Below are 11,125 nucleotides of genomic sequence, written 5' to 3' on the forward strand. Positions count from 1 at the left end.
GGTGGAATCATGCCGGGATTTTTAGTTCATGTCGGCGCGCAAGTGTTTTGCGCCCATGCCGGCCAAGCAACGCCCACGGTACCGAATCCGCGGGTAACGGTCGGCGGTCAGCCGACTGTGGTGATGACTACGCCCTATGTAGTTGCGGGCTGTACCTTACCGACCCCTCCGGCTGCTAATGGTCCATGCGTCACGGCGCAATGGTTCAGCGGCACGACACGGGTGTTCTCGAACGGACAGCCGCTGTTGGTGCAAAGCAGTCAGGCCGTTTGCGCACCGTCGGGCACCCCTTTGATCATCGCGGCGACACAAACCCGCGTCAGTGCAATTTAAGGAGGCGTGATGTTTAATATCGACTTTCCGTTCCGTTTCGATCATCGCGGCAAGACGGCGGTCGCCGATGATGACGAGCATATTCGCGACTTGATCGAGCAGTTCCTGTTTACCAATCCCGGCGAACGGGTCAACCGGCCCGATTTCGGCAGCGGTTTGCTGCAGTTGGTTTTCGCGCCGAACAGTCCGGAGTTGGCCGCGGCGCTGCAATTTACCGTGCAGGCCGGATTGCAGCAATGGCTGGCCGATGTGATCGAAGTGCAGGAACTCGAAGTCACCAGCGACGACGCCCGTTTGCGCGTCGATCTCAAGTATAAGGTCAGGCGCACCCAGGAGCTGACTGCCGCCACGTTTACCCGGAGTACCGTGTCATGAAAACGGTCATTTGCAAGGATGTGCGCAGACGCGAGGGCGTAAGACGGCATGTGGAATTGAACGGCTTGGATTATCTCGAAGTCGCGCCGAATCAACTCGGTTTATCCGTTTTTTTTCTGGGCAAGGCGCCGGTTCAATTGGATAAAAGCAATATCGTGATCGAGGGCGGACAGCGGATTCGCGATATTCGGGTCGAAAGGTTCGACGTCATCCGCAATCAACGTCCGGAATTCGACGACAGGATGGACATCACGGTCAATCAGGCGGGCGATTTTTCGAGCTATACCCTACGGGTTGTCGAAAGGGACGAGCAAGGACAATGGCGCAGGCACCGGCATTTCGATCCGCTTTACGACCGCATCGAGTTCAGCTTTAAGATCGATTGTCCAAACGATTCGGATTGCCGGCAGCAGGCTTTGTGTCCGCCCGACAACAGCGACGCGCCGGATATCGATTACCTGGCCAAGGATTATGCGAGTTTTCGGAAGCTGATTCTGGACCGGTTGGCGATAACGATGCCCGATTGGCGCGAACGGCACGTCCCTGACATCGGCGTCGCTTTGGTGGAAGTATTGGCCTATGCCGGCGATCATTTGAGCTACTATCAGGACGCGGTCGCGACCGAAGCCTATCTGGAGACCGCGCGTCGACGCATCTCGGTCCGGCGGCACGCCCGTTTGGTCGATTATGCGATGCATGAAGGCTGCAACGCCAGGTCCTGGATTTGTGCGTATGTCGATCAGGATATTTCGGCCATCGATCCCAAAGATATCTATTTCATCACGGGATTCGACGATTCGTTGCGGACGATCGGGATCGCCGCATCCCATGATGATCTCTTGCAATTTCCCTCGAGTCTCTACGAGGTTTATGAACCGGTAGCGGAAGGCGTCATCGATCTGTACACCGACCATAACCGTATCGAATTCCATACGTGGAACGACAGGCAATGCTGCATTCCCAAGGGAGCCACCCATGCAACGTTGAAGGGGCAATGGATTCCTCCGGTCAGCGATGAAGATCCGCATTGCGGGCCTGAACGACAACCGAACCCTTCAGTCAACGCGGCCGTTGCGGAAGACTCCGCGGCCCCCAAACTTCGTCTGAAACCGGGCGACATCGTGGTCTTCGAGGAAATCAAGGGCCCGAAAACTGGACATGCCGAGGATGCCGATCCCAAGCAACGTCATGCGGTGCGATTGGTCGAGGTTGCGGGCGACACCGATCCGTTGAACGGTCAGGCGATCGTCCACATCGCCTGGAATGAAAAGGATGCGCTTCCGTTTCCGCTCTGTCTCTCCGCATTGGGGCAACCGCCCGATTGCACACTGATCGAAAATATCAGTATTGCGTGCGGCAATGTGGTTCTGGTCGATCATGGCAAGACCGTCACCGAGGCATTGGACCCGGTGCCGGACGTCCGCTCGAGCGAATGCTGCAAGGCCGAAGGCATGCCGGCGGATCAAGCGCTTGAAGCGGGGCATTTTAATCCGGCCCTGCAATGGGCTCCGATCACCTTCAGCGAACCGCCGGCATTCGACAAGCCGGCTGTGAACAGGCTCGAACAAGATGCATGCAAAGCGCTTCCCGTCATTTCATTGATAGAAGGGGAGGAGAGTGACGAAGATCGGCAATGGCGGTCCTGCGCCGATTTATTGTCGAGTCATGCCGACGACCGGCATTTCGTCGCGGAGATCGATGAGCGAGGACGCGCCGTGTTGCGCTTCGGCGACGGTGAAATGGGCAAGTCGCCCGAGGCCGGCACGAAATTTTTTGCCCGTTACCGAACCGGCAACGGTACGGCGGGCAATGCCGGCGCCGAATCGATCAAGCATGTCATCTTCAAAAACAACCGTGTGGACGGCATTCGTGAAATACGCAATCCGTTGCCGGCCCTTGGCGGAACAGATGCCGAGCCGGTTGCCGAAGTCAAATTGTTTGCTCCAGGCGCTTTTCGCAACGAACTGCAACGGGCCGTGATCGCCGAGGATTATGCGGCCATCGTTTTGCGCGAGTTCAAAACCGAGGTTCAACATGCCGTGGCGACCTTGCGTTGGAACGGAAGCTGGCACGAGGTTTGGCTGGCGATCGATCCATTCGGGCGGGAGGAAGCGGAACCTTCGTTGTTGGCGGAAATCACCGCATGTCTGCATCGATACCGGCGCATGGGCCATGATCTGATCGTGAAATCCGCGCACCGTGTGCCGTTGGATGTTGCGATGTTGGTATGCGTGTTGCCGAGTTTCGTCAAAGCCCAAGTCAAGGCCGAACTGCTCAAGACCTTCAGCAATAGAACCTTGCCGGGCGGCGGCATGGGGTTTTTTCATCCCGATAATCTGACCTTCGGCGAGGACGTTTATCTGAGCAAGATCGTGGCCGAGGCGCAAACGGTGCACGGCGTCGAAAGCGTTACGATCACCAGGCTGCAGCGATTCGGTCAGCCCGCGAACGACGAAATCGAAAACGGGGTGCTGCCGCTGGGGCTGCTTGAAATTGCCCGCATGGACAACGACCCCAATTTTCCTGAAAACGGAAAATTGACGCTGGAACTGAGAGGTGGCCGATGAAAACACATTGTCCCGATTGCTGCTATCCCGGCTTAGCCGATCCCGATGCCTGCGGATGCTGCGAAGGCGTTGAAATCGTGACGCCTTTATCGATTTATAACCGCCTGGGGTTGCCTGAGATCGACTACCGCATAGGAACGCATGGCGATTTTCTTGCGACGATGACGGCACGGTTGACCGGTTTTTATTGGGAAGAACAAATAGAGGATGGAAAAGTCTCGAGAGCTTACCCGTTGAAAGGCTTGACCACTCGCGATGCCGGCGACCCCGCACTCGCCTTTCTCGACGCCTGGGCCGTGGTCGGCGATGTTTTGACCTTTTATCAGGAAAGGATAGCCAACGAAGCCTATCTGCGCACCGCGACCGAAAGACGATCGGTTCTCGAATTGGCGCGTCTGGTCGGTTACAAACCGCGCCCCGGTGTCGCGGCCGGCGTTTTTCTCGCCTACACGCTCGATGACAATTTCGAAGAGGAAGTCATCATTCCTGCCGGCAGTCGCGTGCAGAGCATTCCAGGGCCTGACGAGCTGCCGCAATCGTTCGAAACCGGCGAGGACTTACAGGCGCGGGCGCAATGGAACAATCTCAAGCCGAGAATGACCCGGACGCAAACCAAGCAATCGATTCTGAATCCTACGGATAATAGCAATGAATCCGAACCCCGCGTCTATTTGCAGGGAATTGGGCTAAGCTTTAGGAAAAACGAAGCAGTCCGCATCGACTTTGCCGATCAAACACGAGAATTGTTCTTCATTCGTGAAGTCTTGCCGGATCCTGCCGGCAATCGTACCTTGATTACATTTTCGGAACGCTTAAAGCCGGTGACGGTTCCATTACCCCCGAAATCGATCGTCGAAAACTTGTCGAAGCGGGCTTCGATACAGCCGTCGAACCGCTTGCGTTTGAATCAAAACCTGTTCGGTCAATTCGCACTACAGAAAAGTACCCAGCCGGTTTTTCGAGACCTAAGCCGGATTCGGTCGGATTCGTCTAACTTTCCATCATTTGCCCCTGTCGCTCAAGCCGGATTTTCGATCTTAGGCGCGGTCTCGCCGGTATTTAAAGACCATTTGGCTACGGCTTACGCGAATAACAAAATCAGCGAAAACAAGATCGAAGTCTTTGTGCTGGGAATCAAGGCAAATTTGTTCGGTCATAATTTGCCGTTGCCCGATGAAAATGGAAACTGCCGGCTGGAATTACCCGACGATGATGAGGATGAGGGGCCTATCATCACTATTGTCGCCGAAAATTCGGAAGGACTGGATACGCTCGCATTGGATGCCGAATATGCCAATATCACGGTCGGCGACAGCGTCGCGATTACCTTCGAAGAAAAAGCAACGGTTTTTTCCAAAATCAAAACGGTCGAGACTAGAACACTGGGGGGAGCTCAGTCCGGCGCTTTGAGTTTTTTTTCGACCTGCCCGACGATTACCGCCATTGGAGTTGCAACACCGGAAGGCTTGGGACGAACGACATTAAGCGTTTCGGAGCCGATCAAGCAAAAAGTCACTGTTTTGACTCTTGAGGATCCGTGGCGCGATACCAACGATAACCGAATTTTGAAAACTACGACCGTCTTCGTTCAGACCGCTCATCCCGAGCTGGCCGACGAGCCCATCGGCGTTTCTGTCTGCGGCGGAAAGGACGACAGAATCGAACTCGACGGTTTTTACGACGGCCTGAAGGCCGGACGCTGGGTAATTGTCTCGGGTGAACGCGACGATCTTGCCGGCGTTAAATTCAGCGAACCGGCGATGTTGTCTTCCGTTACACATGGGATATCGCTGTCGCCGGAAGAAACGGAGCTTCCGGGCGAATCGCCTCATACCTTCATCACGTTGGCCGAAAATCTGGCTTACTGCTTCAAACGCGGCACCGTCACTATCCACGGCAATGTCGTCAAAGCCACTCACGGCGAAACCCGGCACGAAGTCTTGGGCAGTGGAAACGGCGCGATGCTTTTTCAATCGTTCGCGCTCAAACAGTGGCCGTTGACGCATGTTTCGGCAACCAATGCCAAAGGCGCCGAAAGCACTCTGAAAATATACGTCAACGATCTGCAGTGGGAGGAAGCCGATTCATTGGCCGAGTTGGAAGCCGGCGACCGAATGTTCATCAGTGCGACCGACGACGGTGATCAAACCACGGTCACTTTCGGCAATGGCGAAAAGGGGATGCGTTTGCCGTCCGGAAGCGAAAACGTGAGGGCGCGATACCGTAGCGGGATCGGCCGTGCGGGTAACGTCCGGGCGCAGCAGATATCCTTGTTGATGACCAAACCGTTGGGCGTCAAGGAAGTCATCAATCCTTTGCGCGCGTCCGGCGGAGCCGATAAAGAGACTCGCGATCAGGCCCGAAAGAATGTGCCGCTGGGCGTCAGGGCTTTGGATAGGTTGGTGTCGGTTCAGGATTACGAGGATTTTGCGCGCGTCTTCGCCGGAGTCGGCAAGGCCCGCGCGGTCGAATTGAGCGACGGCCGTCAACCGCTCGTGCATGTTACGATCGCGGGAGCCGGCGATATTCCGATCGACGAAAATTCCGATTTATTCAGAAATTTGCGTTGGGCGCTGCACAGGTTTGGCGACCCGCTGCAGGCAATCAGCTTGGCCGTGCGAGAATTGCTGATGATCGTGATCGAGGCCGGTATCGCGATTTTGCCCGGTTATCTTTGGGAGACGGTCGCAACGGAAGTTCGGAAAAAAATGCTGGAGGCTTTCGGTTTCGAGCGGCGCGAGCTGGGGCAGGATGTCTCGTTGAGCGAAATCCTCGGCGTCATGCAATCGGTTCGGGGCGTTGCCTATGTCGATGTCGACGCCTTCGGCGGCATTCCGGAGAAAGTAGCGGAAGTAGACGGCAAGAGGCGTTTGCTGACGCCCGACGAGATAGCGGAGGCCGTTGCTTGTCTGGTAACGCGCTGGAGCGCGGTGGATATGGACGCAAAATGTGCCGAACTCACCGCGCATTCGGAATGCGATAAGTATCAAAATTGCCAAAAGTACGGAAGTTTCGGACAAACGCTTGGCGTCAGGCAGCGCCTGTCGGTCAATCTGGCGGATTTTGAAAATGGAGTCATTCGTCCCGCGCAGATTGCCTTTTTGACTCCCGATGTTCCGGCGACATTGATCTTAAATCAAATCGAGAGGTTGCCATGAAAGATCCGAGAATAGACCGTCTCTACGACTTGCTGCCGTTCATCTACCGGATGCGGGATTCTGAAGAGGGTTATCCCCTCAAGGCATTGCTGCAGATCGTCGCCGAACAGGTCAATCTGGTCGAGGACGATATAAGGCAATTGTACGAAAATTGGTTTATCGAAACCTGCGACGACTGGGTGGTTCCTTATCTGGGCGATTTGATCGGCTATCAGCCCTCGCAAGAAACCCGAGAATTAGAATCCCCAGACCCTGTCCGCGATAAAATACTGATTCCGAGACGCGAGGTCGCGAATACGATTCGTTATCGGCGCCGGAAGGGAACGTTGGCATTGCTGGAGCTGTTGAGCAACGATGTCGCAGGTTGGCCGGCCAGGGCTGTCGAGTTCTATCGACTGTTGGCTTGGACTCAAGCCTTGAATTACCAGCATTTGGATCGCGCAAAGACCGTCGATATCGGAAATTCTTCGGCGCTCGATGCTATCGGCGGGCCTTTCGATGCTTTTGCGCATTCGGTCGATGTTCGCCGCATCAACTCCGGAACAAGCCAAGGCTTGTATAACATTCCCAGCATCGGAGTTTTCGTTTGGCGGTTGAAGTCCTACTCGGTCACGAAAACGCCGGCCTATTGCCAGCAGTCCACGGGCAATCATTGCTTTACTTTCAGCGTGCTCGGCAACGACAGTCCGCTTTATTTGAAACCGGAGCCGGAAACCGATCCGACCCATATCGCCGATCGGTTCAATCTGCCGGTGCCCATGGGAAGGCGGTTGCTTAAAGATCATAAAAACCGGCTCTACGGCGTGGATAAGAGTCTGCAAATTTGGCTGAGAACCAGTCAAGAAAACGATGTGCGGGAAGACGTCCCGATACCGCCGGAGCGTATCATCGCGGCCGATTTGAGCGCCTGGCGCTATACGCCCCCGTCAGGCTATGTCGCCGTCGATCCCGAGCTTGGACGCATCGCATTCCCGTCCAGAAAACCGCCAGGCAAAAGCGATGTATTGGTGAAATATCATTACGGCTTCAGTTCCGAATTGGGAGGCGGCGAATACCGGCGGCAGTTGCGGCAGCCGGCGGATTTTAGAATTTATCGCGTCGGAAACGATGAAAGCATCCGAACGATCAATGAAGCCATCTCGCTGTGGCGGAATGATCAACTCAATCGTCCGCAGGAACAGGAAAAACGACCGCGATTCGATCGAGCCGTCATAGAAATCACCGACAGCGGCTTGTATGAGGAAGACTTCGAGATCGCCTTGAAGACCGGCGAAAGTCTGCAGATTCGAGCCGCCAACGGTAAACGTCCCGTCATCGCCTTGTCGGACAAACACAGAGGCCGGGCCGAATCGTTTTCCGTACAACTCGCGCGCGGCAGTTGTTTGACGCTCGACGGCTTGCTGATCGTCGGAAGGCCGGTCGAGATTGCCGATTATGAAGAGGATGCCGATCAGCCATCGGATTCAGCGGCGGTTCCTAAATTGGCCGAAATCATGATTCGACACTCTACGTTGGTGCCCGGATGGGAGATCAATGCCGATTGCCGGCCGTTGGAATCGACGATGCCCAGTTTGAGATTATGGACGGCTCATCTATGCGTCAAAATCGATCGCAGCATCATCGGCTCGATTGAAGTGGATCCGTCCGTCGCCACGCTTCCCGACATCGAGATCGGAAACGATCGAGAGGCGCCTGAAGACGTGATCGAAACTCGTTGTCAACGCCTTCAGCAAGCGGTTCGCCTGGACCCGATTCGAATCTGCATCAGCGACAGCATACTCGATGCGACCGGCCCGGAACTCGAGGCGATAGGCACGCCGGATTGCACGGTGGGGCTTGCGGTCCTGAATATTCTGCGCAGCACCGTATTCGGGCAGGTTCAGGTTCATGCCGTCGAACTGGCCGAAAATACCATTTTCATCGGCCGGATGACCGTGGCAAGGAGGCAATCGGGATGCATGCGTTTTTGCTATGTGCCGCCCGATTCCCGCACGCCGCGCCGTTATCAATGCCAACCCGATTTGGTCATCGGCAAGATTACGGAAGACATGATTCTGGAGGCTCAAAAAAATGACGTCGAACCCGTCATGACCGAAATCGAAGCGGCGCAATACCGAGAAGCCGTGCGGGTTCGCCCGCTCTTCAATAGCATGCGTTACGGTACTCCGATTTACTGTCAATTGGCCGGAGCATGCGCCGAAGAAATCAAGCAAGGCGCGGACGATCGATCCGAAATCGGTGTGTTTCATCACTTATATCAGCCGCAGCGCATGGCCAATTTACGGGTTCGGTTGAATGAATACACCGTGGCGCGTATGGATGTCGGGATAATTTTATCGAGCTAGGAGAACACCATGAAAGGCGATTTCACACGCAATACTTTTGACCCTAATAAACATTTTTTACGCGTCCTGATGCAGCAAGGCAGAGTTCAGCTCGATGCGGATTGGAATGAACAAACCGCTATCCTGCTGCATTATCTGCAAACGCTGGCCGCGGATATCATCGGTCCGTATGCGGGGCCGGCGTCGGAGTTGGGTTTTGAGATCAAGCCCGGCGATGCGCAAGGAGACTTCAAGATTGGCGAAGGCCGCTACTACGTGAACGGTCTATTGTGCGAGAACGGGCAGGAGACCGGCTATCTGAACCAGACCGATTATCCTCTTTCGAAAGAAGATGACGCGCTGGGTGTAGGTAACTATGTCGTCTATCTCGATGTTTGGGAGCGCCATGTCAGTTATGTCGAAGACGACTCGATTCGGGAAAAAGCACTCAACGGCGTCGATACGGCGACACGTTCGAAAGTCGTCTGGCAAGTGAAAGTCAAACCGATTACCTATAACTATGCCTATTGTCAGCAAGGGACATCGTTATTGGGCGAAGAAGTATCAACGCTGAGTCGGATCGGTATGAGCGCCAGGGCCAAGCAAGTTCGAAAAGACAAGCAGCCTTGTTTGACGGAGCCGGATGCGCAATACCGCGGACTGGAAAATCAACTATACCGGGTTGAAATTCACGACGGAAATACGGTCGATGAAGCCGGTAATGCCAAAACGCCCACTTTCAAATTCTCACGTGAAAACGGGTCGGCGATATTTCCCGTCAGTCAATTCGTTTACGATGCCGGTTCAATTACATCGACCGTCACTCTGGAGCATTTGGGCAGAGACGAAAAATTGGGTTTAAAGGTTCATGACTGGGTGGAATTGATCGATGACAGGATCAGTCTAAAAAACGAAATCAATCCGTTGCTTCAGGTTCTGGATATCGACGTCATCGATAGAAAAATCATCTTGTCCGGCGGAGAAGGAATGGCGATTCATCAATGCCGGCATCCATTGCTTCGCCGTTGGGATCAACGAGCGAAAAAAAATGAGATCAATGCCGAGGGCGTCATTGAGATTCACGGAAACGGGTGGATTCCGTTGGAAGACGGCATCGAGGTGAAGTTTGCCTTGGAGGACGCCGGAGCGATTCGTCCGGGCGATTATTGGCTGATACCGGCCCGTGTCGCAACCGGCGATATCGAGTGGCCGTCGACCGGTCACGATAAAAACACTCGAATACCTCAAATACTGCAGCCGCAAGGCATCGAGCACCACTATGCTCCGTTGGCGATCATCGCCGCGACCGACGGAACGGTGACGATAACGAGCGATTGCCGCTGCAGCTTCGAACCGTTGTCAGGTGCATGCAATTACAATTATTTCGGCCGTATCGGTATCGGCACCGATTTGATTCGTCCACGAGCGCGAGACGATCGATGAATGCCGTCTGGTCGTTTTGGAGCAGGCCTTATTTGGCCTCACGGAAGACCATTTGGTGCAGCGAGAAACAACATTTGCTCTCATGGATTTTGTCATTGGAGCAGGCCGGAAAATTTTTTGAAAAAACCGTTTTGTTCACCGACGACCACGGTGCGCGAATGCTCGTCGACGGTCTCCGCTTGCAGTTCGATTGCGTGAGCACCGCTTTGAACGGTCTCGATCACTATGATCAAAAATGGTGGGCATTGGGAAAGATTCATACCTATGCTTCGCAAAAGGAACCTTTCATTCACATCGATAATGATGCCTTCTTGTGGAAACCCTTGCCGATCGACTCGGACACGCCGTTATTCGCGCAAAACCCCGATTATTTCACGGTCGGAGCGTCGTATTACATGCCGGAGCAAGTCGAATCGTTAATGCAAAAGTTCAATGGCTGGTTGCCGAAAGAGTGGGCATGGTACCGAACGAGCGGGCTGCCGCAGAGAGCGGAGAGTTGCGGTATTTTTGGCGGAAGCAATACCGAATTTATCAATCACTATGCGAAACAAGCGTTCGAGACGGTTGAGCACAAAGCCAATGCAAATTTATGGGCTATTTTGAACGATCGGGTCGAAAGAAACATTCTGGTTGAGCAATACTTGCTGTCCGCCTGCATCGAATATCATAAAAATCATTCAGACGGATGGAATCGGCCAATCGAAGTCAGCTATCTCTTTGATTCGTTGGACGATGCGTTCGACCCCCTGAAAGCCGAGGAGGCCGGCTACACGCATTTGGTCGCAGATGCCAAGAAAAATAAATCCCTCGCCGAGGATATCGAGCAGAGAGTCCGGACGGATTATCCCGAAGCTTATGAAAACTGTTTGAGATATAGAGCCCGTGATTAATTAAGCTACATTCGAAGCGTATTTAGTATCTTCCA

Annotated in this window: 7 protein-coding genes; all 7 read left to right on the forward strand. The window is 54.3% G+C overall.

Annotated elements, in window-relative coordinates; translation table 11 throughout:
* The first annotated feature begins 9 nt into the window (after positions 1 to 9).
* The 7 genes from ACRJJO_RS17760 to ACRJJO_RS17790 are packed head-to-tail and all read left to right on the forward strand — an operon-like array spanning position 10 to position 11,090.
* Positions 10 to 333, forward strand: coding sequence for a PAAR-like protein (locus tag ACRJJO_RS17760; protein ID WP_431066968.1), 324 nt, complete (start codon positions 10 to 12; stop codon positions 331 to 333).
* Positions 334 to 342: 9 nt separating this feature from the next.
* A complete protein-coding gene (locus tag ACRJJO_RS17765; RefSeq protein ID WP_431066969.1) occupies positions 343 to 708 on the forward strand; it encodes a GPW/gp25 family protein in 366 nt (121 codons plus the stop codon).
* Positions 705 to 3,275: a putative baseplate assembly protein gene (locus ACRJJO_RS17770; RefSeq protein ID WP_431066970.1), complete on the forward strand. Its 2,571-nt coding sequence runs from the start codon at positions 705 to 707 to the stop codon at positions 3,273 to 3,275. Before ACRJJO_RS17765 ends, ACRJJO_RS17770 begins: the two co-directional genes overlap by 4 nt.
* Positions 3,272 to 6,433, forward strand: a complete 3,162-nt coding sequence (locus ACRJJO_RS17775; RefSeq protein ID WP_431066971.1) for a putative baseplate assembly protein — start codon at positions 3,272 to 3,274, stop codon at positions 6,431 to 6,433. Before ACRJJO_RS17770 ends, ACRJJO_RS17775 begins: the two co-directional genes overlap by 4 nt.
* Entirely contained in the window at positions 6,430 to 8,778 is a 2,349-nt protein-coding gene (locus ACRJJO_RS17780; protein ID WP_431066972.1) for a hypothetical protein, read from the forward strand. The genes ACRJJO_RS17775 and ACRJJO_RS17780 overlap by 4 nt, the downstream gene beginning before the upstream one ends.
* A gap of 9 nt (positions 8,779 to 8,787) precedes the next feature.
* Positions 8,788 to 10,200: a DUF6519 domain-containing protein gene (locus tag ACRJJO_RS17785; RefSeq protein WP_431066973.1), complete on the forward strand. Its 1,413-nt coding sequence runs from the start codon at positions 8,788 to 8,790 to the stop codon at positions 10,198 to 10,200.
* Positions 10,197 to 11,090, forward strand: a complete 894-nt coding sequence (locus ACRJJO_RS17790; protein ID WP_431066974.1) for a DUF6734 family protein — start codon at positions 10,197 to 10,199, stop codon at positions 11,088 to 11,090. Before ACRJJO_RS17785 ends, ACRJJO_RS17790 begins: the two co-directional genes overlap by 4 nt.
* The last annotated feature ends 35 nt before the right edge of the window (positions 11,091 to 11,125 follow it).

Source organism: Methylotuvimicrobium sp. (assembly GCF_050611805.1).
Lineage (GTDB): Bacteria > Pseudomonadota > Gammaproteobacteria > Methylococcales > Methylomonadaceae > Methylotuvimicrobium.